General features: G+C 53.9%; 19 protein-coding genes. 9 read left to right on the forward strand and 10 right to left on the reverse strand.

The window, feature by feature from the left end; translation table 11 throughout:
- Positions 1-18: 18 nt before the first annotated feature.
- From EI42_RS17605 to EI42_RS17630, 6 genes are all read right to left on the reverse strand, one after another.
- A complete protein-coding gene (locus EI42_RS17605) occupies positions 19-1770 on the reverse strand; it encodes a peptide ABC transporter substrate-binding protein (protein ID WP_111323938.1) in 1752 nt (583 codons plus the stop codon).
- Between the two features lie 244 nt (positions 1771-2014).
- The gene (locus tag EI42_RS17610) at positions 2015-2416 is read right to left on the reverse strand and encodes a hypothetical protein (protein WP_111323939.1); all 402 of its coding nucleotides are present in this window, start codon (positions 2414-2416) and stop codon (positions 2015-2017) included.
- A gap of 105 nt (positions 2417-2521) precedes the next feature.
- Positions 2522-3907, reverse strand: a complete 1386-nt coding sequence (locus EI42_RS17615) for a PP2C family protein-serine/threonine phosphatase (RefSeq protein ID WP_111323940.1) — start codon at positions 3905-3907, stop codon at positions 2522-2524.
- Positions 3908-3980: 73 nt separating this feature from the next.
- Entirely contained in the window at positions 3981-5855 is a 1875-nt protein-coding gene (locus EI42_RS17620) for an anti-sigma factor (protein ID WP_111323941.1), read from the reverse strand.
- Positions 5856-5938: 83 nt separating this feature from the next.
- On the reverse strand, positions 5939-7342 hold the full coding sequence (locus tag EI42_RS17625; RefSeq protein WP_111323942.1) for a DMT family transporter: 1404 nt from the start codon (positions 7340-7342) through the stop codon (positions 5939-5941).
- 519 nt (positions 7343-7861) lie between these two features.
- The gene (locus EI42_RS17630) at positions 7862-13231 is read right to left on the reverse strand and encodes a type I polyketide synthase (protein WP_246046263.1); all 5370 of its coding nucleotides are present in this window, start codon (positions 13229-13231) and stop codon (positions 7862-7864) included.
- Between the two features lie 776 nt (positions 13232-14007).
- On the opposite strand from EI42_RS17630, the gene EI42_RS17635 reads away from it, so the two are divergent.
- Positions 14008-14589 (forward strand): DJ-1/PfpI family protein, encoded by a 582-nt coding sequence (locus tag EI42_RS17635; RefSeq protein ID WP_111323944.1) that lies wholly within the window; start codon positions 14008-14010, stop codon positions 14587-14589.
- 52 nt (positions 14590-14641) lie between these two features.
- Here the strand turns inward: EI42_RS17635 and EI42_RS17640 are convergent, their stop codons facing one another.
- A complete protein-coding gene (locus EI42_RS17640; RefSeq protein ID WP_111323945.1) occupies positions 14642-15466 on the reverse strand; it encodes a DUF6585 family protein in 825 nt (274 codons plus the stop codon).
- Between the two features lie 436 nt (positions 15467-15902).
- Between EI42_RS17640 and EI42_RS17645 the strand changes: the two genes are divergently transcribed.
- From EI42_RS17645 to EI42_RS17670, 6 genes are all read left to right on the forward strand, one after another.
- Positions 15903-16496, forward strand: a complete 594-nt coding sequence (locus EI42_RS17645) for a hypothetical protein (RefSeq protein WP_111323946.1) — start codon at positions 15903-15905, stop codon at positions 16494-16496.
- A gap of 43 nt (positions 16497-16539) precedes the next feature.
- Positions 16540-16995, forward strand: a complete 456-nt coding sequence (locus EI42_RS17650) for an HIT family protein (RefSeq protein WP_111323947.1) — start codon at positions 16540-16542, stop codon at positions 16993-16995.
- A gap of 8 nt (positions 16996-17003) precedes the next feature.
- Positions 17004-18263, forward strand: a complete 1260-nt coding sequence (locus EI42_RS17655; protein ID WP_111323948.1) for a GNAT family N-acetyltransferase — start codon at positions 17004-17006, stop codon at positions 18261-18263.
- Positions 18264-18397: 134 nt separating this feature from the next.
- Positions 18398-18904 (forward strand): hypothetical protein, encoded by a 507-nt coding sequence (locus EI42_RS17660; protein ID WP_111323949.1) that lies wholly within the window; start codon positions 18398-18400, stop codon positions 18902-18904.
- A gap of 164 nt (positions 18905-19068) precedes the next feature.
- Positions 19069-19584: a hypothetical protein gene (locus EI42_RS17665; RefSeq protein ID WP_111323950.1), complete on the forward strand. Its 516-nt coding sequence runs from the start codon at positions 19069-19071 to the stop codon at positions 19582-19584.
- Between the two features lie 337 nt (positions 19585-19921).
- Positions 19922-20488 carry a DUF4199 domain-containing protein gene (locus tag EI42_RS17670; RefSeq protein WP_211326234.1) on the forward strand — a complete coding sequence of 189 codons (567 nt, stop codon included), beginning with the start codon at positions 19922-19924 and terminating at the stop codon, positions 20486-20488.
- A 326-nt stretch (positions 20489-20814) separates the two neighbouring features.
- On the opposite strand, the gene EI42_RS17675 is transcribed toward EI42_RS17670, so the two are convergent.
- Complete coding sequence (locus EI42_RS17675; RefSeq protein WP_111323952.1) at positions 20815-21327, reverse strand: GNAT family N-acetyltransferase; 513 nt, start codon at positions 21325-21327, stop codon at positions 20815-20817.
- 367 nt (positions 21328-21694) lie between these two features.
- Positions 21695-22162, reverse strand: coding sequence for a GAF domain-containing protein (locus EI42_RS17680; RefSeq protein ID WP_111323953.1), 468 nt, complete (start codon positions 22160-22162; stop codon positions 21695-21697).
- 299 nt (positions 22163-22461) lie between these two features.
- On the opposite strand from EI42_RS17680, the gene EI42_RS17685 reads away from it, so the two are divergent.
- Positions 22462-22869, forward strand: a complete 408-nt coding sequence (locus tag EI42_RS17685; RefSeq protein WP_111323954.1) for a hypothetical protein — start codon at positions 22462-22464, stop codon at positions 22867-22869.
- A gap of 382 nt (positions 22870-23251) precedes the next feature.
- Complete coding sequence (locus tag EI42_RS17690) at positions 23252-23614, forward strand: hypothetical protein (RefSeq protein ID WP_111323955.1); 363 nt, start codon at positions 23252-23254, stop codon at positions 23612-23614.
- A 152-nt stretch (positions 23615-23766) separates the two neighbouring features.
- On the opposite strand, the gene EI42_RS17695 is transcribed toward EI42_RS17690, so the two are convergent.
- A complete protein-coding gene (locus EI42_RS17695) occupies positions 23767-24990 on the reverse strand; it encodes a glycoside hydrolase family 3 N-terminal domain-containing protein (RefSeq protein ID WP_111323956.1) in 1224 nt (407 codons plus the stop codon).
- Positions 24991-25030 lie beyond the last annotated feature (40 nt).

Below are 25030 nucleotides of genomic sequence, written 5' to 3' on the forward strand. Positions count from 1 at the left end.
AGCAGGGTCTGCTATCCATTACTGGTACTTGGAGACATTCGGGCAGGAGCCGCTATTTGAAATGTAGACCTGGCTCCAATCGTGGCTATAGGGAACCAATCCGGTCGCTTCCTTCGGCATGCCCTTCACGCACGGCTTGAACAGCACCGCACTATATGGCTGGTAGATTGGAATCCAGACCACATCATTGACAAGCTGCTGCTCAATTTGATGGTACTGCTTCAGGCGCTCCTCGCTGTTGCGATTCACGTCGGCCTTTGCCATCGCCTCCTGATTGGCTTGTTGCTCTTTCGCAGTTGTTGAAGAGTTCTGACCGTAGTTCTCGTAGTTGCTGGTTGAGCCTTTTGCCCAGAGGAAAGTAGTCCAGTAACGCGGGTCCGGAGTGCCGGCGCTCCATGCCAGGCGCCACATCTGCGGTCCCTTCGAGTTGTTAATCATGCTTGGCAGGTCGGCAACCAGCTTGTTGAAGTCCACCACGTTCAGCTTGACCTCGATGCCAAGCACATCCTTCCACATCTGCTGGACTGCGGCAATCTCGTTATCGATATCCTTAGAGATTTTGGAGACTGTCATAGAGATCTGCGGGAAGGTGTCGCGTGTATAGCCAGCCTCTTTCATCCCTTCCTCAAGCAACTGTTTGGCCTTCTGCGGATCGCCCTTCGTCGAAGTCACGCCCGCAGGCCCGGTCAAATCCGGGTTATAGCCCGGGTTGCGCTGTGGCACCAGGTGGAAGGTAGGAATACCGTTATCACGATAGACGTTATGTACAAGCGCATCCTTGTTGATTGCAAGAGCAAATGCCTGCCGGATCTTGATATTATCGAACGGCTTCACCAGATAGTTCATCGAGTAGTAGCTGATGACCTGGTTCAGCACCTGCCGGAACTCGTTCTTCTGCTCGCGGGCTTTCGCGATATTGGGGGCGGGCACCGTCGCTGTATGAAGCTGTCCACTCTGATAGGCGCGGTAATCAACACCGCGATCCTTATAGAAGGCGATGACCAACTTCTTGAGCTGTGGCTTCGGCCCGTAGTAGTTAGGATTGGGGACAAACTGAATGTCGACCTTGCGATTATACTTGTGGAGCAGCCAGGGACCGGAGATGTTCCCCTCATCAAGATGCTCGGTCCAGCGGTTTCCATATTTCTCGACAAGATCTTTCTCTAAGGGCACCGTACCACCGTGGCCAGCAATGTTGGAAAGGAAGTAGGCGGAAACATCCTGCGAGGTCACGATCACGACCGTCCTGGGATCCGGGGCCATGATACCGACGCCGATGATTGACTTGATCTTTCCTTTCATCAGATCATCGTAGCCCTTAATCATATCCAGACTTGAGGCCTGAGGCGCTTTCGTTGCGGGTTGCAGATACCGATCCATCGAGTAGGCAATGTCGGCGGCAGTAATGGGCTTCCCATTGTTATACTTCAGACCATCACGCAGCTTGAAGGTCCAGGTTACGCCGTCCTGGCCAACGCTCCAATCCTGGGCCAGATCACCTACAATCTTGAGATCATCATTCAATGTAATCAGCGAAGCAAAGAGCTGCCCGACCGAATCAGCAGAGGCTGTATCATTGACAAGAGCGGGATCTAGCGTCGCGATGTCCTCAACGCCCGACTCCGGATAGATATAGATCTGTTTGTTGTCCGGAGCCTTGTCACCTGACGTCTGGTTGTCAGGGGTTGTCGGATTCCCTCCGCATGCCGCGACAAGCAGCGCAAGCACACAAAGAGCAAAAGATAGCAGGGTGTACGTTCGTCTTCTCATGTGTCACCAATCTTTCTTTCAATGACAATAGGTAGAGGGGCCAGAAAGATGAAAAACACGCAGGCACCATTGCTAGATGTGCAGCACCCTTCTCCATTCGTTATCCTTAATTACGTCAATTCGTGGAGATTTCTCACAATGAGGGGGAGAGAGAAATTTCATTCAAAAGACAGGGAACAGCGCTCAAGCACGGGAAGCAATGGTTGAGGTAAGATTGAAAAGAAGAAGGAGAGAAGCAGGCATACTACTCTTTTTGCTTCAGGCGTTGCACACCGAGATAAGTCGCGTAACACAGAAGAGCAATACCGGCAATGCAAGCAATAATCGCGAGCAACAGGCCCGGTAGACGGTGAGCTTCAAGCGCCAGAAAGAAAGCAACCGCGATACAGAAGAAGCCAAAACAGGCCATGATCTGGGGGCACTCTCGCCATTGTGGGATCTCGCCGCGCATGACCTCTTCATGATAACGAAAATAGGCTCCATGCAGGTTCACCAGACTGAGCACCAGAAAGATGACCGGGACAACCAGCTCCGGGTGAATATTATGCAGTATGCTAATGACAAGCAGAATGATACAGGCCAGCAGAATAATAGCTGCTGGCAGAAAAAGAACCAGGCGTGGGCGGCGGTAGTGCATATGCTTCATAGCAGGTCCTCCACTTTCAACGCTTCAAAGCAGCGCACCTCTCCAGCAAAGAGTGACAGATATCTATACGTCTTTCACGCTGTCACCCCCGAAAAAGATGCTCTGCTATTGCTCCTCCGCCGGGAGCACACACACAACCAGCAACCCGATATTATCAGCGCCGCCATTTTTCAACGCCGCCTGCACCAGCCGCGCACTGATATGCGCCGCCTCCGTTGGAGTGGCCGCCAGAACACGTTCAATCTCATCATCGTGCACCATCTCCCACAGGCCATCCGAGCACAACAGCAGTATATCGCCAACCTGCAACGGCACACGGAAGAAATCCATCTCAGCAGTGGCCGTATCGCCCAGACAGCGATAGATCTGGTTCCGCTTCGGGTGAGTGTAGATCGCTTCGGGAGCGATCACGCCATTTTCCGCCAGGCGAGCGACAATCGAATGATCGCGTGTGATCTGTTTCAGGCCCTTGCCCGCTCGGTAGAGATAGGTGCGACTGTCGCCCACATTGACAATGTAGCACATCGTGCCGACAAGCAGCGCTGTTGTGACCGTCGTCCCCATCATATCCGCTTGCTGGCGATTGCGCCGATAAATGGCAAGGTTGGCCCGATGCACCGCGTCTTTTATGATATCACCGAAGGACTCGTTCTCGCCCGCGTTGTGCAGCAGGGAGGGCGTCACCACGTCGCTGATCGTCTGGATAGCGAGCCTGCTTGCTTCCTGTCCCTGCACATGCCCACCCATGCCATCAGCCACCACAAACAGCCCTACCGGAATCGAATCATCCCCGCCGGGACGCACACCCTGCATCGCAAAGATATTATCCTCATTGGGCGCGTTCTTCCGCTTCAGGCCGGGATCCAGGCCCATTCCGACCACATATCGAATATGCTCGGTCGGTAGAATCGCGGTCGTCTTTGGCCTTGCGATCGGTTGCGGATGCTGGAGCGCCAGATCAAGCAGCTCATCGGAGTTTTTCGTCTCGATATCGGTCAGCAGCGGAGCGGATTCCTGTACCACTGTGGCCGTCGCCGCGCCAAACGAGGGTCTTGACGCGCTAACAGCGGCATGTTGTAACGGTCTGGTGGGCTGCGCAACATGCACAGGAGCCTCTTTCGCACGCTCACGGGCCGCCATTGTGCGGGCCATCTGCTCGGTCTCTCGCAGCTCCAGAGCAAAGCGCCGTCGCTCATCCCGAAGCTGCCACCAGCAACGTACAACCCACCCGACGGCGAACACGAAGAGGAACCAGAACAACGCCACCGAGAGCGACAGCAACACAAGCCCGCTCAGAGGATAGAGAAGCGAAGGGCCACGCTGCTCCCAGAGCGCCGACAAATGAGGAAGCATTGAAAAGAGCGAGCGCCACATCCAGGGCGGAAAGCCTCCCGGTATCCAGTACAGCAATCCTCCAGCCAGGAGGAACACCAGACAAAGCGCGATCCGCACGCCGCGATAGTTTTCAAAAGACGTTTTCAGCGTTTCCATACGCTACCTCCTGCGATTCCCTGCATAAAGCAGCCAGGAGAGCAGATCGGGCCACTGCTCTCCTGTTGCTTCGCTACTGTGCTTTATATGGGGCAATGTCCATTGTTGCCAACGATTGCATGTTGTTGTAGAGCCACGTAACACCCTGCTTCATCTCGCCCGAGGCCGGATCCTGCTGGCCGCTGTAGGCATTAGTTGCGTTCGCGATCATGTTGTTGATCAACGAAAGGGTAGTGTTACCCTGCTTCATTTGCCCATCCTTCATGTTTATTAACGTTTTGGCATCGGTGCGCACCTGCTGCAACCAGCCATTGATATTATTCAGCGCCGCCACCATCGCGGCCGCATCCTTGCGCAGCGTCGAAGCCGCGCCAGGAGACTGGAGGAGCCCATTCAGATGCGTCATCATATGGGTGAAGAAGCACGGCGGATCTTGCGTCGGGCCAGCCACTTCCAGCAGGCCGATATGGGAAAGCCGCTCATCGACCAGCAGCGGCGCGTTTGATGGCAGATCCCGCTTCACAAAGAGCGAGCCATCAAGGTATTGCAGGATCCGTGCTGTCTGCCTGCGGATAAAGTCGGGGTCTTGCCGCGCCTCCCAGGAATCGCGCATGCTGGTTGACCATTCCATAATTTTGCTGATATTGCGGTAAAACCAGACGTTCAGTCCGCCGGGGAGTTCCAGCTTATCCAGCGTGGGATCACTCGCCAGCAGGTGACGCAGATGGTCAAGATAGCTATATTCTTTCCCCTCTTGGGGCAACTTGATCGGCACCTGCGAAAACTCGCCGTAGTAGCGCCAGGTATCAAAGCTCGGCGAAGGAGCCACAGGAGCGACAGTAGCATCTTCTTCGGTGATCAGAAAGCGGCTGGTGAATGCAAGCAGGTTGGTATGATTCTGGTCGCCCTTGTAGAAAAAGCGCGTCTTGCCATCCTTGATATCCAGCACGCCGAGCCGCACAGTACGGTTATCACCATTGTTTTTATCCCCGAGCAGCCACGCGTAATAGCGCTTACCGGGAGCAGGCGCGGGCATATTGCTGAGCTCAACAACGATCTGATCGGAGATGCCCTGATTACTGCGCTCGCTTAACTGGCGGCTGCTGATAAACGAGATATGCCCGACACGCTGTGGCGCAGCCGGAGAGGCCGGGGTATCAGGAAAGCCATTATAAAAGAACAGGAACGAGCCAAGCCCCGCGATAGTCAGCGCGATTACAAACAGGATCATGAAGAGGCGGAAGGGCTGGCTGCCTCCTCTCACAGAGGGGGGTCGAGAAGGGGGCCGTATGGTTGGCATCGGTTGCGTCTGCTCGGCTGGCGGTTGCCGGGGTATGCGCGGCTGAGGCCGACGCGGTAAGGGCTCATCTAGCGGCTCTATAGGCCGTCGCGCCCGGGAAGGTGCGGCGCTTTTCGATGGTGGGTCGGAACGAGGAGGTATTTTCTGGATCATCGGCGGTGGCTCTTCCTCATAAGGAGGCTCGACGAAGGCAACTTCTTCTATCTCATCGGTAGAGGGGAAACCGGCAGGTACCAGCGTCTCCGCCTTCAGTGGCTCGGAATCACGCTCCCGACGCGGCGAACGATACTGGTTAAGCGGGCCAGTAGAGCGCAAAGGGCCACTAATCAACCTCTGCCGCGTCAACTGACCGGCTGCCAGCGCATTCGCCAGTGCATCCATTGAGAGATACACCGGAAAGCCAAAGCGGCTGGCAAGCTGCGTCAGATGCCCACTGTGTGGGATCACAAAGACCAGTGGCACGTTCAACTGTCGCTTGAGATGCCGCAGGGATGAAAAGTCGTCGGGGCTGCGCGGCACCTTTGCCTGATTGCCCGGAACAAGCACCACCGGCTTCTGTTGCTCACTGATTACCTGTAGCAGCTCAGCTTTTTCGTCGGTCGCTTCTATATAGAGAACGCAGAAATCTCCATTATCACTGTATTTCATGATTCCCTCATTTCTCTTTCCCGCTGCACAAAACCTGGCGGTCTCGCTCACATACGAGCTCAACGACGCTGCACGTCTTCGGCTCAGGTCTCATGATAGGCCGGGTTCTCAAGGACACGATGATGTTCTGCTTGCTTATGCGACTTGAGATTGACAGGCGTCTGCCCTTTTTGTACGGGACGAGGAGAGCGTCCATAGAGCGGCGTTGTGCGTGTACGGGCCGTTCCCGTGCGGGGCGCGACCCCCAGTTGTCGCAAGGTACGAGTATCCCACGCACGGCGCGGCGGCTCTGGTGGCTCACTCAGCCGCCGCACGCGCTGGATCAGCAGCCAGACCATACCCGGCAGCGAGAGCCAGGCACACAACCAGCATATCGACTGAATCAGCAGCAACGTCAACGCGAGGCCATGTTCCCGGGCGTACTGAGGCAAGGTCGGCCAGATCTTCACAAGCAGCAGCCAGGCGGGCGGCGGGAAACCTCCCAGACGCACCAGGACAACCAGTCCGATACCACAGGCAAGCAGGGGCAGCAACAGGCCACTCTTCGAGCTATCAGACACCCTTGAGAGGCGCTGAGCCAGATGAGAGAAACGCAGATAGAGAAGGCCTCGACGCGTCTGAGGCCGTTCCGCGGTACCCCAGGTGTGAATAATCGCCCCGGCCACAATCAGCGCTCCCCCGAGATATCCATCAAGTGGCAGCATTTCCCCAAGATAAAAATGCGAGAAGATCGCCCCCAGTACCGGTTCAAGCACACAGATAAAGGCAACCGTTAGCGGCGAGATGTAGCGCTGGAGCGTGACCGTCACCAGCGTGGGCACACAGGTCGTTCCGAAAGCCACATACAGGATGCTCCAGAGATCTCCAGGCAACGACGGATGCACCGACTGCCAATCACCGAAGAGCAGCGCCATCATGTTAGCCAGCAACGCCATCGTAAGAAGCTGGACCCCGAAAAGCGCCCAGGGAGCCTCCTTATCTCGCTGTTCATAATCCGCAACAAAGACATACAATGTACAGAAAAGTCCACCAATGAAGGCAATCAGCGAGCCACGCAGGTTCTCCGGTCCCATCGGCGAATTAAAAATAAGCAGGCAGGCCCCAACAAAGGAGACCAGCCCGGCAAACCATGTTGCCTTAGAGATCGGTTGCCGCAAAAAGAGCCAGGTTCCGACTGCCGCCAGAAAACCATTCAGCGAAGGGAAGAAGGCCGTACTGGTAGCGCTATTGTGCTTCAAGGAGATCGAGAGCATAAAGAGACCCAGACCGAGACAGCTTCCCATCAGCACTCCGCTCTTGATGACCGAGCGATTCAGTTGTTTTCGATAGTAGAAGAGTACACAGATTGAAAGTGGTAAAAGAGAGACAAAAGCGAAAAAGGTAAAGATGATAGGATCTATATGTTCTAATGCGCCCTTCGATACTGCATAGTACGATCCATACAGGAACGTGTTAAGTAAAAAGGCAACAAATGCCAGCGCTTTCATACGTGAACTCCTTCCCGAGTACCGCTCGTGGCATAGACGGAAACGCGAGTTTTTTCTTTTTCCATGTATGCCCGTCTATCAGCAAGTATAGCGGATGAAAAGGCGCAGAATGCCCTTTTTCTGCGTAAATCGACTCTGTGTGCTTACGCTCAATCACCCGGAAGGCGCTCCAATTTGGGGTAGATGTCGTTGCTTTTTTGGACGTGTAAGTATGGCAAAGAGGGTTCCGACGGTGGCGCCGAAGCGAAAAAGGGGGCCCTGATGGAAGGATGAACTGAAGCGTTCAATCCTCCTCGTGCTCAGGGCGGGTGGGTAGTATATACCTCTCCGTGCAATCAGATTGCAACAAGAGGGGTTCTATGCCAGCCTCCGTAGGGAAGCGACACTCTTCTTTTCTTTCTGGCAAGCCAAAAAACGGATATGCCACCGCCCGACAGGTCTGAAAAATGGTTGGAGGCCTGCCGTTGACCCCCAACCACACTCACTCAAGAACCCATCACACAACTCTATTGGTCTGGCTTAGATGAGCTGTGTGACAAGCTGATCGATGGTAATACCTTGCAGGAACACCGAGACCGGAACCGTTACCTGAAGGTCAGTATTAATCCTGTTGCGCAGCTCGACCGACATCAGCGAGTCAATGCCAAGCCGATTCAACTGCTGATAGACATCGAGACGCGTTGCCGAAAGACCAAGCACCTGAGCGATCTGTTCACACACATACGCCTCAACCGCCGGGCGCTGCTCCTCGGGTGGAAGCGCCTGAAGCTGTTCCCGGGTCAGACGGGAGCGACTGCGGGTGTTCTCTTCCTGCGGCTCAGCCTCTTCTTCGAGAAGACGACAAAACAGCGAGCTCTTTTCCAGATGCCTGTACGAGCGCAACCACTTGCGCACATTCAGAGCCATCACGCTGACCTGCGTTGCGCTATCCTGAAGCATCTGCCCGAACACGGCCAATCCATCAGCAGCCCGCATGCTTGCAACACCAACGCGATCGAGCCGCGAGCCACGATTGAACAGGGTTGCCTGGCCGACCTCGGCCCAACGCCCCCAGTTGATGGTCAGGGCAGGATAGCCGCGCACACGCCGATAGTGCGCAAGGGCATCAATGAACGCATTTGCAGCAGCATAATTTCCCTGTCCAGGAGAGCCAATCAGCGAAGCGCCAGACGAGAACAGCACAAAGAAGTCCAGCGGCTCATAGCGCGTGTGCTTGTGCAAATTCCATGCTCCATCAACTTTCGCGGCCATCACAGACAGGAAGCGCTCCCGGTCAAGCTGCACCAGCGTGCTATCATTCAAAACCACAGCACAATGGATCACGCCACGCAGCGGCGGCATCTGGCGGCGAATGTCGGCCAGCAGATCGACAACCTGCTGCTCCTGTGCCACATCAACGCGAGCCACATGCACGCTGGCCCCCATCTCGCTCATCTCGGCAAGGGCTGGTTCCACTTCAGGAGAGACGCCACGCCTGCTGACCAGCACCAGATGTCGCGCCCCCCGCTCAATCATCCAGCGAGCCAGGCGCAGGCCAACGCCACCAAGACCGCCAGTAATCAGGTAGGAGCCATCCGCACGGAACCGCATCTCTTCCTGAAGATTCTCGGGCTGATAGCGGACCAGGCGCGGCGCATAGCGGTTCACGCCCCGCAAGGCCAGCTCGTCTTCTTCGCCATCCGCACTCAGCTCACGGAACAGAGCAGCGACGTTATCAGCAGTCAACAATGCATCCAGATCTATCAACGAACAATGGACGTCAGGATGCTCATAGACAAGCACGCGCACCAGACCCCAGAGCGGCGCCTGAGAAAGAGCGCAGGCCCGATCTTCCCGCTCAACAACCTGAGTTCCTGCCGTGACAACCCAGAGCCGTGGTGACTCCGCGCTCTGGAAGCCCTGCAACGCCTGCACAAGCGAAATCAACCCCATACAGCTCATGGTTATTTCCTGCTGCATGCCGCTTAATGTGGGCATCTCCACCTGAGCGCCATTCAGCCCCCACAGGTACAGGATTCCCTGACAGCTCTGCTGTGCGAAGGCGTCCTTAAGCACGGCACGAAGCGTTTCCGGCTCCTCAGGGTTGGCTTCATAGATGTTTGTTTGAATCTTTCGATATTGCTGCCCCGGCATCACTAACACAGCAGAGGCTCCTGCAGCCTGCAACCAGCGTTCAACCGTTTGTCCGGTGCCGTTTGCATCGGCAAAGATCAGCCAGCGCTGCCGCCGAACCTCACCGTCCCATGACAGCGGCGGCAAGGCCTCCCAATTCAGCGCATATTGCAAGCGTCGACGGCGCTCCGCGATCACCTCGGGCGCGGTATGCTCCATACGTTGCAGGCCATAGCCCATAACCTCAAACAGGAGCTCACCCTGCTCGTTAAGCATATGTAGATCGCAGAGAAGTGAATAGCGTCCCTTCTCGGTCGCGTCCCTGATAACGGCGTGCACCCAGAGCGGTTCATGCACATCGGGATGGCGATAGAAACGAATATCTTCAAAGCAGACCGGGAGATAGGGTTCATCTTCCGGTTCTTCGGGCACAAACGGAATCACAGCCTGCAAACAGGCATCGAGCAAGGCAGGATGCAGCCCATAGGCACTCAGTTCATGGCGCACCGACTCAGGAGCGACCAGTTGCACCATCGTCTCGCGCTCCTGCCGCCAGATCTGCGCGACCCCCTGAAAACTGGTGCCATGTGTAATATTCCGGCGACGGGCTCCCCGATAGTGATCATCAGCCGTAATAGTCTCTTCCCAGGTTGTCAACGCTTCCATCGGAGATGGCCAACACCTGTCTCCAGGCGACTCAATAGCCTCCTGCACCACCTGTACAGTGCCGAGCGTGACCCACTGCTTCGACTCCTCATCCTGCCGCAAGAATTGCAGCAAGAAGTGGCGCTCTTCCTGAGTTGGCTGAAGCGTGATCTGAAGCGTTTGCGGCTTCTCATCTGAGAAGAAAACAGCGTTCACAAGATCGAGACCCACCAGATGCGAGCCAGCAGCGCCAAAAATCTGTTCACTGGCCGCCAGCGCCATTTCGATATAAGCAGAAGCAGGCAATAGAGGCGTGCCATAGGCCAGATGCTCCGCAAGGTAGGGCACACTCGCGGTATCCAGCGTGAAGGCCCAGACATAGGTATCAGGCTGAAGTGCCAGTTGGACCGGTTTGCCGATCAAAGGATGTCCACCATCCTGTGAAGCGCGTCGACCACCACCAGGCTGCAGGAAATAGCGCTCGGTTGGATCGCCGAGGTTCTCATTCCAGAAGCGCTCACGCTGCCACGCATAGAGCGGCAGAGCAACCGTGCGCCCACGCTGCGGGTACAGGGCCAGCCAATCAGGCCGATAGCCATATGTGTAGAGTGAGCCCAGCGTGTTCAACAGCGCAGCGCGTTCAGGCTCTTCGCGGCGCAATGTGCCGAGCACCAACCCGCTCTTTCCGGCAAACTGAAGACAGAGCCGCGTGGGAGCGACCAGCACAGGATGCGGGCTCAGCTCAAGAAAGGTATCGAAGCCCCCCCGTGCAAGGCGCTGAATCATCGTCGAATAAAGCACCGGTTCGCGCAGGTTCTGCACCCAGTAGAGTGCATTGCACTCCTCGCCCGAGAGCGGCTCGCCTTTCACCGTCGAATAGAGCGGCACACTTCCCGTACGGGGTTGAATATCCTGAAGCAGCCTCAGCAGGTCGTCGCGCAAGGGGTCCATCTGCGGGCTATGCGAGGCGACATTGACCTTCACAAAGCGAGCAAAGATATTCTGCCGTTCCACCAGCGCAATAATCTCACGCAATGCGGCAGGATCGCCAGAGAGCACGGTTGAGTTCGGGCTGTTGCTCACGGCAATGGAGACCCGATCAGCATAATCGCTTATCAGGGCACGAGCGTCTTCCATTGAAAGCTCAACAGAGGCCATCGCCCCTCTCCCGCTGGTACGCAATAACAACTTGCTCCGCCCACAAATGATATGCGCAGCATCTTCCAGACTCAAAATGCCTGCAACATAGGCAGCGGCAACCTCGCCCATAGAGTGGCCAACTACTGCCGCGGGCTCCAGACCACGCGCACGCCAGAGAGCCGCAAGCCCGATCTGAAGAGCGAAGAGCATAGGCTGAATAATGTCGATACGCTCAGCAGCGATGCCCTCACCGCTTTGAAATTGTTCGATCAGCGACCAATCAACAAACCGGCTCATCACGTGGTCGCAGCGCTCAATCACTTCGCGAAACACAGGTTCGTGCTCAAACAGCTCCTGACCCATGCCAACCCACTGTGAGCCCTGCCCGGGGAAGACCCAGACCATCTTCTGCGCATGTCCAGCGATCACGCGTCCGGCATGGCAATCAAGCACCGTTTCACCCTGTAAGAAGGCCTCGAGCTTGCCCTGTGCCTCCTGATGTGACTGTGCGATCACAGCAAGGCGATGCTCCTGATGTGTGCGCCGGGCACTGGCCGTATAACAGATGTCGTGGAAGGCCAGAGAACGCCCTTCATCCTCTTGCAGGAACGTGTAGTAGCGGCGAGCCATCTCATGCAATGCGGGCTCCGATTGAGCGGAAATGGTCAGCAGGTATGGCTGCTCCTTGTCATAGTGCGGATAGACTCTTTTCGGGGGTTCTTCAAGCACAATATGTGCATTGGTTCCGGCAATGCCAAAGCCACTAACACCGGCCAGACGCGGTCCTTCATGTTCGGGCCAGGGTGTCAGTTCAAGCGGCAAACGAACCGGGAGCGTATCCCAGGGGATCGCGGGGTTAGGCTGCTCAAAATTCAGATTCGCGGGGATCTCGCCATATTTCAAACACAAAGCGGTCTTGATAACGCCAGCCATACCGGCAGCGCTTTCAATATGGCCGATATTTGTCTTGACGGCGCCAATATAGAGCGGTCGATCTGCCGGGCGTCCTTCTCCCAGCACGCGCCCGATTGCCGTCACTTCAACAGGATCGCCAACGCTTGTCCCCGTGCCATGCGCCTCCACATAGTGGACATCGGCAGGACGTACGCCAGCGGCAGCGTATGCCTGCTGTAACACATCCATCTGCCCTTCAATGCTCGGGGTCAAAAAGAGACCGGTGTTTCCGTCATTATTCGCTGCTGTCCCTCGGATTATCGCATGAATAGGATCCCCATCAGCCAGCGCCCGGGACAGTGGCTTCAAAACCAGCACGCCCGCGCCCTCGCTGCGGACATAGCCATTTGCGCGGGCATCAAACGTCTTGCATTTGCCATCAGGGGCCATCATATTGCCCTGAGAAAAGCTGATAGTATAATCAGGATTAATCAGGAGTGAGACACCGCCAACCAGCGCGAGACTACAGGAACCTGCCTGCATACACTGGCAGGCCAGATGGAGCGCAACCAATGAAGATGAACATGCAGTATCAAGAGCAACGCTGATCCCTCGTAAGCCAAGCGCGTAAGAGATACGCCCGGCCACTCCACTACGGGCGCTCCCGGTGGCACCGTACACATCCAGATCGCCAGGTCTGCTCACCTGAAGATCCCAGTAATCTCCTGTCGCCGATCCAACAAAGACCCCCGCTCGCTCCTTTGCCAGAGCCTCCAGAGAGAGCCCGGCATCTTCCACAGCTTCCCAGGCCAGTTCCATCATCAGACGGTGCTGCGGGTCCATGCGTGACGCCTCACGAGGAGCAATGCCAAAAAAGGCGGCGTCAAATTGATCCACCTGATCGAGGAAACCACCCCACTTTGTGACCATCTTCCCCGGTGTGGCCGGCCTGGGATCGTACACCGCATCAACATTATACCGATCGGCAGGAACCTCTGAAATGGCGGAGCCTCCACGACGAAGCAAGCGCCAGAAAGAGCGTACATCAGGGGAACCAGGGAAGCGACAAGCCATACCGATAATCGCAATCTGTTCCATGTGCATTCCATCCTTTGAGAAAATGGACTATCTCACCGGTCAAGGGCTGTAAGGGTCCTGATCGGACATGTAGAATATACAATACACAACATCCCTACGAAGCTTACCCTTCTCGTGTGTAACATGTAGTTTTACACTCAAAAAAGGAAAATCTGTTTCTTACACCTGTACCCCCTCCTTTCCTCCACTTACAACAGAAACAGACAGTCAAACAAAAGGAACAAACATTACGATAAACTGAAAAGCGGTCATTGCACAACAGCTATTTAACATTTTAATCACTTTGTGAACAAGAGGCAATGGGCTAATGCAAATATTCCTATTCTTTTGCATTTTTTTATATAATTTTAATACGTAACTACCGTTATTTACATAGTCTTATTTAAAGTTAGGGCTTCTCATGTAACAGGGAGCAGACATGCGACAGATGAATTGCATAATGTTATATAAATGGAAATGCAATTTTCTGGAATGTCAAGCCGCAAAGCACCCTTTTTCTCGCTTCCGACTCGATCTTTTCGCGTAACAGACTTCAATGATACATCTTCCTGTCACAGATTGTTTGTTCGTTCGTGCTCATGCTGAACATACACGACACTACAAAGTATCTGCGAAGGGATACCCATTTCAGCACCTCTCTGCTGCATCCTCTATGGCACTGAAAGATGTCTGTCAGATATGCTATACTTTAAGTGGGGAGTGATATGGGGAACTACTGTTTTTTGTAGCTCGTGCCTGTTTCCACCTGAGTGAACGATCAACAAGGAGTGTATTTCATGAGCGCAAAGAAGATCTTAATGCTTGTCGGCGACTATGTCGAAGACTATGAGGTCATGGTCCCGTTCCAGACACTGCTGACCGTCGGCCATACCGTTCATGCCATCTGTCCCGGCAAAGAAGCCGGCCAGACGGTACGCACAGCCGTTCACGACTTCGAGGGCGATCAAACATATAGCGAGAAACCCGGTCACAATTTTCAGCTCAATGCCACCTTCGCGGAGGTGCGGGCAGAAGACTATGACGCGCTGGTGATCCCGGGTGGCCGCGCTCCCGAGTATATCCGGCTGGATGAAAAGGTGCTGGATATCGTGCGCCATTTCGCCCGAGCGAACAAGCCCATTGCCGCTATCTGTCATGGAGCACAGGTGCTCGCGGCAGCAGGCGTACTGGAAGGAAGAACTTGCTCCTGCTACCCGGCGGTCAGCCCGGATGTCACCCGCGCGGGAGGCACCTATAAGGCGCTGGAGGCCAATCAAGCCTGCACCGATGGCAACCTTGTCACCGCTCCGGCCTGGCCCGCACATCCCGCCTGGCTGGCACAATTCCTTACGGTCCTCGGAACAAAGATCGAGCTCTAATGGCCGCTCAAGCCGAGCAGGGACACGTTTTCCCTGCTCAGGCAAGCGAGCGCTATATCACATCAAAATCGCTATAGACCTCATCCGTCAGATGCGTGCCCCAATCCTCCTGACCTTTGCGTACATAACGAATCAACGCAATCAAGACTGGCACATTTGCAAACTTCTGAAGCGGCATCTGATACCATGATCGTTTCTCGCCCTTCTTTGAGATCGTGACCTCAGAGAAAATCTCTACGTCCGCCTCATCCCAGGGGAGCACCTCTTCGCCCTTCTTCAGGCCAGCTTGTGAAACGGTCAGTCCATTAAAGGGGAGCTCCTTGCCTGCCTTGAACTGTGCCAGCGCCTCAGGGATCAACGCCTTGTTGACTGCACGCTGTACCTGCTCACCGATCTCAAGCACGTCCGCAAACGTGTTATCAATCATCAACTGCTTGCCATCTTTGCGCTGGAAAGCGAAAACATGATTGGTATGGCCCAGGTTATCGAGCTTCTCTGTATGAAGAATGGCGCTGATATCGTCCCACCGAAATACCGTCAGCAAGCTTCTTTCCTGAAAAATAAAGCCGCGTTGATAGAGGTAGAGGCTATATTTTCGGCGTAAGATAGAACGAAACGATGTATAGGCAAAATAGCCACAGACAAGCGTGCCCACCAGGCCAACCGCGGCAAGATACCAGTTCTGAATACGCAGCACAGAAACGGTCGTCATGAGAAAGATGAGCGCACCAAAGGCAAAAACCAGGGCAAAAATCAGAAAAATAGTGATTTGAAAACCGGTCGGGCGGGCGCTCCCCTGAGCATCCCGCATATAGATCCCCAGGTGATTTTCTTGCGCGAGTTGTTCTCTATTGCTTTCTACGTGTTGCTGCCTCAAATACTCTGTATCCCTTTCTGATTCCAGGTGCCAATAATACCCGGTTCCTTCTAGTAGTAGTCATAAGCAAGAATCCAATCAGGCAGTATTGTAGCACAGCCGGGCGATTGGAAGATAGGGCATGCTTTATGGAAAAAGACCTCCCGTGCATGAGACAGAATATAGCCCGAAAGTACATGTAAAAGTCTCTTTGCTTGCGCCCTCACACACCGCCAAACCCTTCCTTCTCCATGAAAGCGAACAGCCAGATACTGATACTGCAGAGAAAGCGATCTGCCAGCATACCACACAGAAAGCAAAGCAATCATTCAAATTGTAGCAATTACGCTTTCTCTATTCTGTGTTTCGTTCTACTTACACTTGCAAGGAAGCACAGAATAGCGTACGCTATTGATAGATCTTTCGCTCGTTATCAGTAAAAAAGAAGGAATGCCGAATGAGTGACAAAAAAATGCCCCCTCTTCCTGAAGAGGCCTTAGGAATGTACGAGCGTAACCATACCGGAATGACCTATCTTGAACACTTCATTCATGAGTTGCTGCTTGCGGCAAATGAGCTTGAACAGTTTCAGCAAGCTGAAGAATACAGAGCCCGCTTTGAGCCGCGTGAGGATATGAAGCTCGCGCCAATTGTGATTCAGAAACAGGGAAATCGCACGATTTTTGTCACGATCTCCAATAAGACAGGGAAGCCGTTGAGCGCCTATGTTTTACAGGACGGAGCCTACCATGCGCTTGGATTAATGCCTACAGTCCATCATCCGGCAACCGAGTCAGGCTTCAGTATGCGCTATTTCCACACCCTGTCCGATGAAGAAAAACATCTGCTCTGTCGCTTTATCTACTGGGATATCAAGGTGCAGCGGCAGAAAGGATTTTTGCAGCATATCCGCATGGAAAAAGCGCCTCAACTGGGTTCGCTCCCCTCCAACGACGTCTGGGATGATGCCAGCAGACTGATACGAGAACGCACCGAAGGCCCATGCGCTGGCAACCAGACGGCAAAAGATGATATGATAGAGCAAAATTGAGAGCGTTTTGCTCTCCCGCATTCCATCTCTACAGGAGCAGCGCATGAGTGAGTGTATATTCTGCGATATTATTGCAGGAAAAGCACCGGCGAGTATGGTCTATCAAGACGACCAGGTCTGCGCCTTTATGACGATTGGTCCGATCAATCCCGGTCATGTCCTGATTGTTCCCACACAGCATTTCGAGAAGCTGACGGATATGGACGAAGAAACCGGCGCACGCCTGTTTGCCGTCACGATGCGGGTGGCAAAAGCGCTCAGGCGCTCCGGGCTCCGCTGTGAAGGGCTCAATCTCTTTCTGGCCGAAGGTGAAGTTGCATTTCAATCCGTTTTTCACGCGCATATACACATTATTCCGCGCTTTAGTGGTGATGGCTTTGCCCTGCTTGTCGAGGAGAAAGAGCCTCCACGCGAAGAACTGGACCAGATCGCAGTACAGCTTCGAGAGGCGCTTGAAGCCCGAGGCATGCCTGAAAACAACAAAGCAATACAGGAATAAAGCAATATATGAGTGATTCGATTCTCGTACGTCCCCTTACCACCCTTGAAGAAATGCGCACGCAGGTCTATATGGCCGATAGGGCGTTCTCTTCCGAACCCTCGGAGGAAAGCGCGCGGCGCTGGTTAACCTACCTGACAGCTGCACCAGACTTCTACCCTGAGATGATGCGCGGCGCATTCGCCGATGGACAGCAGGCAGGGGGCTATCTTTTCCTCAAACGCACGTTGCGTATGGGCGCAGCGCGTATCCCGGCTGGCTGCCTGGGAGCAGTCGTCACCTCTCCCGAGTATCGCAAGCGTGGAGTTGCCCGGGCGCTGATGCAGGATGCTATCGAGTTTGCCAACGCGAACCGCCTTCCACTGTTGCTGCTGGATGGTATCCCTAATTTTTATTATCGCTTTGGCTACATCGATATTTACGATACTACCATGCTACGGGTAGAACGCGGCTCACTGCGCCAATGGGCAGATTCGCTCTCCGGCTATACAACCCGGCAGGCCACCGCGGAAGATGCGGCAACCGTGTATACGCTCTATCAGCAGCACTACGCGGGCTATACAGGCAGCTTCGATTTCTCGCTTGAGATCTTCCAGCATCGGTTCTCACCACAAAAGTACCTGCTTGCAATCAGGCCAGATGGACAGGTCGCGGGCTATGCTACGTCTCCTGAGAAACAGCCGGAACGGATCACGGAAATCGCCGCCGAGACGCCCGAGGCGCTGCTTGCGCTGTTGCAGGAACAGGACCGCCGCAGCGCACAGGTCACCGAGCCGCTCACCTGTCTGCTTCCTCAACGCTCGCTGATGGCAGACTGGTTGATCCAGCTTCTCAGAGCAACAGGGCCGCATAAGGAGCTCGCTGCCAACGAATGGTCAGTACAAACCCAGATCAATCATCAGCGCTTTGCAGGCTGGATGGGCCGTCTGAACAGCCTGGCCGGTTTCCTGCACGCTATCCTTCCAGAGCTTCAGGCGCGTTGGGAACGCTCGCTTGCTCACTGGAACGGCAGCATCACGCTCATCATCGAGCAGGAAAGCTGCACGCTGCACTGTGCAGGCAGAAGCGTCGAGTTGAGCGACACCGCTGCACAGGCACCCGCACTCCAGTTCACACCACAACTGTTCCTGCAACTGGCGTTCGGCTATCGCTCCCTGCAACACGTGCTGAGCGAGACAGGCCAGCGCTTGCCGTTTGAAGCACAGCAGGCACTCTCGATACTCTTCCCGCCAGATCATACCTTTATCCCGGCAAGTGATTGGTTCTAAACGGTCAAGGTAGCAAGAGCATCTCTTGTTACCTTGATAGAACCTCTGCGCTTTCAGCATGTGCTATACTCAAACTAGATCGAAGAGAGCATCTGTCTCTATGCAGCACATTGCACGCGAAGGGGCGCAGTTCCATGAGCACAACATCACGAAGCAACAACCCTATCAATATCGGTCCCCGTGGGCTTACATGGCGTCTCGGGCTGATTTTCGGGCTCTTTGCTGCTCTGCTCAATATCCTCGTCTCGCTGGTTCTGCCGCAAATTAGCACCTACGCACTTGCCATTAACCTGGTCTGTCCTTTTCTCCTGTTCCTGATCGCGGGCTATCTGGCCTCACGGCAGACCGGCAGAACGCGCACCGGCACAGGGGTGGGTCTATGGGCAGGCTTTGTCGCGGGAGTAATCGCGTTCATGGTCTCGCTCATCTCGATGTGGTTCAACTATAGCCAGCTCAGCATGCTCAAGAAGCAACTACAAAGCACATTGGCAGCAAGCTATACGCCCCTGGACCCATTGCTCACGGCGATGCTGCTGATTGCGGGCCTCGGCTTTCTCATCAGCCTGCTGCTCGGGCTGTGCGCCGGGACTATCGGCGGCTCAATGGGACACAATCGAGCAACCAGAGCGCCAAAACTCTAGCTTATTACCCCGGTTCTCCTTCATTCAATTACTATGTTTGATCTCCCCGCAATGCACCGCTTTGACTGAAACTGTTTCCTGAGCAATGACGTATGTATATATACGATACAAAAAAATTTTTACTTGTTTTACACTCTATTGTTGTATGAAGAAAGAGGTATAAAGTGAATTATCCGACGACTCAATCACGTAGCCGTGTGATCTGGCAGATAGGTGCTCTCTTCGGCATCATTCTGGGAGTGATCCAGCTCGTTTTTCTCTTTTTCCTCAATGGAGTGATCCCGTTCGCGGGGATTATCAATATCATTGTCTCCGCTATCGTCCTGTTTTTTGCCGGCTATCTGGCAGCGCAGAAGACCTTTACGGTCGGCACCGGAGCGCTAGCAGGTCTGGTTGCCGGAGCCATCAGCGGCATTATCGGGCTGATTGTCTCTATCATCGTGGTGCTGGTTAACCCGGAACTGATTCAGAAAGCAACAAACATCGTACAACAGTCCGGAAACACCGGCAACCTCTCTCAAGGCGATATTCAAGCAGCAATCATGGGTGGTTTGATCATCGCCTTTATTATCGGCCTGCTGTTCCTGGTTGCCCTGGGAGCCGGAGTCGGCGCGATTGGTGGTGTTGTCGGCAAACAAAGCACACCCCATAACGACGCTCCTCCGACGCCTGTCGCATAAAGAGAGCAAGCGAGAGATTCTCTGCGCTTGAGCAGGATGAAAGACAATACAGCAGAGAACGCCCCGCCTCCTCGCGAGCGCGGGGTTTTGTTCTGCCCCTTCATAGCAGGCAACTGAAACTGCTTCTCATGCGGAAGGAATCACTCCCGAGCACTGAAAGCAATGGTAACCATGCGCACAGGAAGAGGTGTATATTCCCTCCTGTTTTTATCCTCTCTTTTTATGTAGTCTTTTCAAGGGTTTTCCTTAAAAATAAGGTAGCATATTTACTTTTGCTTCTGTTTGTTTTATACTCTTCCATCATCAAAAGGAAGAGGTAATAACTGTGAATTCCCCTGTGACTCAACCCCGTAGCCGGGTCATCTGGCAAACAGGTGCTCTCTTTGGTGTCATCCTGGGAGCGATCCAGCTCATTTTTGTCTTTCTCATTGACGCGGTGCTTCCCGTATCGAAGCTGCTCAACGTGCTTATCTCCGTCATTGTTCTCTTTTTCGCTGGCTTTCTGGCGACCCGGAAGACAGGTAAGATCAGCACCGGAACGCTTGCAGGTCTGGTAGCAGGAATGGTAAGCGGCCTGATCGGTCTGCTTGGCTCTATTCTTTTTGTAACGCTCAATCCCGATATGGTGCATACCCTCGCAAGCCAGACAGCGCAAATTGTGCAGCAATCGCAAGGGAACGCAGCCAGCAAGGAGGCACTCGAAAACGCATTCGTTACAGGCCTGATCATCGGCTATAGTGTCGGGGCGCTTTTTTCTGTGGGCCTGGGAGCAGGCGTCGGCGCTATTGGGGGAGCAATCGGCAAGCCGCGCACACCAGCTCACATGATGCCACCTGTGCAGCAGCCATACAACAGCAATCCCTACAACCATGCCCCCGATAACAACGCACCACCGACCGCATAAGACAACAAAAGGGAGAACGAGCCGTCTTTGTCTCGCTCTCCCTCCTTTTTAAGTAAGGAGAAAGGAAGTGGAAATCATGCACCAGGGTGTCGCGCCCCGGCGTATTCCCTATGCCCCGCCTCAAGTGGTACAGCCCGCACAATGACTGCACCCGAAACCTCCTATCAGGGTAGAGAATAAAGATACCACCACATCAATTATAAGAATAAAACGCGAAAAGCCAAATCTATTACTTAAATATGCCTCCTCTTCTATTATTCGAATCTTCAAAAAAAATCTATTTCACCTCAACACCATCTGGCACTGAATCCGCATTAAGAGCTTGCTCAATGCCTGGCTTCTTGCTGAGGCATATCAACCGTACGCACATAGATCGCGCAGGGATTACCGGGCATCCAGCCGGGGAATGGATCAATAATTTCAAGGCATTCAAAGTGATGAGCTTCATAAAAGGCGCGAGTCGGCTGATAGTTATCACCATTCGCCAGCGGAGCCAGCGTCTTGACCTCGATCAGGCGAACGCCCTGACGCCGACAGGAGGCCAGAAACGTCATCATAAGCATTGAGCCGATTCCCTGCCGCTGAAATGCCTCGGAGACCGCAAGCCAGAGAATTTCGGCCAGCGCCTGAGACTTGCGCCGAGCGACCAGGAAACCGACAATCTGTCCCTCTCGCTCGGCCACAAAGGTCTCATGCCGGGCAAGGTCAAGACGCATCGCGCCTTCAACGGCCTCACGGGTAAAAAAGTCAGGGAGCGATAGCGCAATAGTAAGACAGCTCGCCTGCTCTGCACTGCCAGCAGCACGACGAACAGTCGAGCCCACAGCAAATGGTTCCATGCAATATCCCTTCACAGCTATGCCCACAGCTTGAAAGCCGGGGAGGAATAGACCCGCTGCAACAGCGTCATAGGAGTGTCAAAGAGAGAAAAGCAGAGGCTTCCTCTCAAAAACAACAAGCTCTTCAGAATACCTGACACACTCTTCCTTAGATGATACCATCGACGACATGCAACAAGAGCTGGTTGCGCATTGAAATGCCATACGCGTCAAACGGAGAACGCTTCTCATCCGGCAGGACCGGGGCACGTGTCAATTGCCCCTGATGTGTCGGACAGGGAAGCTAAAGCAGTCCCCCGGTGAAGGGGGCTGAGGTGCGGGGGAATCCAGACACAGGCCTCCTCCTTCACGTGGAAGTGACTGACAGCTACGTCCAGAGTTTGGTGAGATCATGCGCACATTGTTCCAGCAAAATGCGATCGTGCGGTTTGAACGCATCAAGGCACTCGCTCTCAACGTCGATCAAGCCAAGTGGATGATCGGTGATCGGATGTTTTATCGGTACAACGATCTCAGAAAGCGTGTTGCCAAAAGTGGTGATATAACGTGGATCAAGCCGCACATCGCCGACCATCACCGTAGACCCGGAATGAATCGCAGAGCCACCAAGCCCCGTCTCAGCCGAGAAGCTGGTAAAAGCAGGAGCCGCCGGGCCGCTAAAGGCAATCAGGTTCAGCATATCTTCGGCCTCAAGGTAGTCGTAGAGCCCGACCCAGCGATAGTGCCCGGACACGCGAATCAGCTCTGCGACACGCTGCGCCTTCTCGGTACGGCTTCCCTCTTGATCCAGCACGCTCTGAAGGGTAAGCAGCAAAGGCGTTACCTCGGTCATCATCTCTTCTCCCACAGATCGAAAACAGATTCACGTCTTAACGTATTCAGTATATCATATCTGCTATTTTTAAGCGTGTTTGCATGAGTTTAGGGTAGATATCAGCAGTTCTCAGCAATTCTTCCCTTAACGGAAATAGTGATGCGTCCTCTTCATTTCCACCGTTCAAGAAGGAGATACACCGATAGATATATACACTTAACTCTATATATTCCCTCTGCTCCCTATAATAAAACAGAAAAAAATCGACAGAAAGGAAAGCCGGCACGCGCCCACATCAGGCGACGTGAAAGGAGCATCACATGAACACGATTCCGCCAGCCGTTTCCCTGTTCCTCAGCGGTCTCTTTTGTATCGGTGCGGCTCTATTTGTGCTGCTTCCCCTGGTACGCCGCTATCAGCGCATTGCCCAGGAGAAACCGGAACCGCTGGAGGAGACGCGCAAGCGACGGGTAACAATGGCAGGCATCCTCATCGGGCTGATCGCAGGCAATATGCTTGCCATGCTACTTGACTGGTTGAGCTCCAATGCGGCTGATCCTCCGCTGGAACTCCCACAGCTTCTTTCAACTGCACTCGTAGTTGATCTTCTCTTCTTCTGCTGTATCCTCGATAGTCTGATTATCGAGTTCATTCACAGGAAGAAACGAGCGCTCTACACTACCCCTTCAGGTCCCTATAAGAAAGTCTGGAAAGACGGCAACTCATAAGGACACGATCCAGTAAATATCTATTATAGCTCATCAATCATATTCAAAGCATTGCATACTTACATACTCTATAATCCAGTAAAGACTTGACTTTTCGTCACATCGAGTACACACTTTATAAGGATACATGGATATTTTACTCCGCTTTGGTTGCCCGTCAGGCAGCTACAGATGATAGTAACCAGAGTTGATGCCAGTACCTCTTCTACCCTGTCATCGTGCAGAGAGAAAACCTGTACTCCGCCTCTGAGAGGATAAAGCGTCACAAGGAGCACATTCGACGCAGTGTAAAGGAAGGTGATACAGATGTAGTAAACGTTGCTCTTTGTAGTACCGTTGTTGCATCAAATGCACTCTAGAATGGAAAGGGAGTAATGGCGCTATGCGACCGATGAAATTACATGATAGTCTACAATGCTGCCTGCTGGCAGTGGCGGCACGCTATCCCCAACATGTATTACATATAAATGAGAACATTCTAGGCCCGCAGGCTCACGGGGCAGAAGGATGGGTGGCGGAGGAGATGATAGAGATGCTAGAGCAGGTCCAGCCCGATATACTGGAAGAGCCAGCCATCCTGATGATTGATATGCAGAGGAGTGAGATTTACATTCCCAAACATTCCAGGATCGAGCCAGGGATTCGGGTATTCTGTCGGGGAAAGCTGCCAGAATGCAGGAACAATACCGCAAAGCTGCAAAAACTTCGACTTCCCGCAGAGGAAACAGTCAAGGCAGCGCTGTAGCCTCTCATCTCGGTTATCACAGCGCGGTGATGCGAACGCCTTTCCGGCTATCTCAAGCAAACACGATGGTGTGTGTCTCTCTACCGGCTCTATTTTCCCCGAAAATACATCCGGTAGAGGGAGGCAAATGCCTCCCCCGGAAGGCAGCAGAGCTAGTGCAACATGTTGAAGCGCAGCTTCATCAGCAGAATGCGCTCCAATGATTGGTCAAGGCGCTGCTCGGTCAGGCGGCCAGTTTGCAACGCCTCTTTGAAGGCGGAAATCACAGAGGCAACCTGATCAGAGGTAAAGGGTCCCTCGACCAGATCGTTTCCGGCAATAATTGCCAGCACAGACGCCTCGCCAATATTCCAGCGATTCGAGATCCCCTTCATATACAGTCCATCCGTGATCACCACGCCATCATAGCCAAGTTGCTTACGCAGCACGCCGTCAACCACTTTCGGCGACAGCTCGGCGGGCAGCTCGGGATCAAGTGCGGTCGTCACCACGTTGGTGGTCATAATCATGGCGGGCTTATGTTTGGCGATCAGCTCCTTGTACGGTGCAAGATCAATCTTCTGAAGATCATCCAGCGAGCGATTCACCGTCGGCAGGGTCTCATGTGGATCATCGGAGGTGGTCAGCGAGCCAAGACCGGGAAAATGCTTCAGCGTGGCAATGACGCCATTCTGCTGCAAGCCATCCACAAAGCGGCCCGCATAGGTTGCAACCGCAGCTGGATCGCTGCTAAAGGTGCGCGAGGCCAGCAACGGAGGGGAACCAGACTCGACATCAACCACCGGGGCAAGGTTGCCATAGATACCCAGTTGCAGCATCTCCTTCGCCATCTTTGAGCCCTCCTGGAAAGCGGTCTCAGGATCACCGGATTGAGCCATATCGCGAGCGCTTGGCTTCGCCCCATAGAAGGTCGATAGCTTGTTTACCAGGCCACCTTCTTCGTCAATCGTGCTGAGCAGCGGAATTTTGGCATCTTTGTTCACCTGCTCTGCCATCTGGGAAACGGCCTGGATCGTATTATTGGGCGCGTCAAAGTTATGATTCACCTCTTGATACAGGTAGCCACCCACATGCTGCTTTGTAACCATATATTGCAGTTCCGGCGTATAGCCAGCACCGATATACTCTACAATGATCAATTGCCCGATTTTTTCATCAATACTCATCCCCTTGATGATCTCTCGCACGCGGGCCACATTCGGGTCAACAGTGGGCGTCGGCGTGATCTGCGGTGCTTTCGTTGTCTCCGGGCTCGGCGTCGGCGCCTGATTATTGCCGCTGGCATCACCCACACCTGAGCAACCTGCCAGCAACACAAGCAGGCAGCAAAGCACAGGCAGCATACGCACGGAGAAACGTCGAACAGGTTTGTGCATACACCTCTCCAATATAGAACAACTTTTTTTCAGGATAATT

The organism is Thermosporothrix hazakensis (assembly GCF_003253565.1).
GTDB classification, from domain to species: domain Bacteria; phylum Chloroflexota; class Ktedonobacteria; order Ktedonobacterales; family Ktedonobacteraceae; genus Thermosporothrix; species Thermosporothrix hazakensis.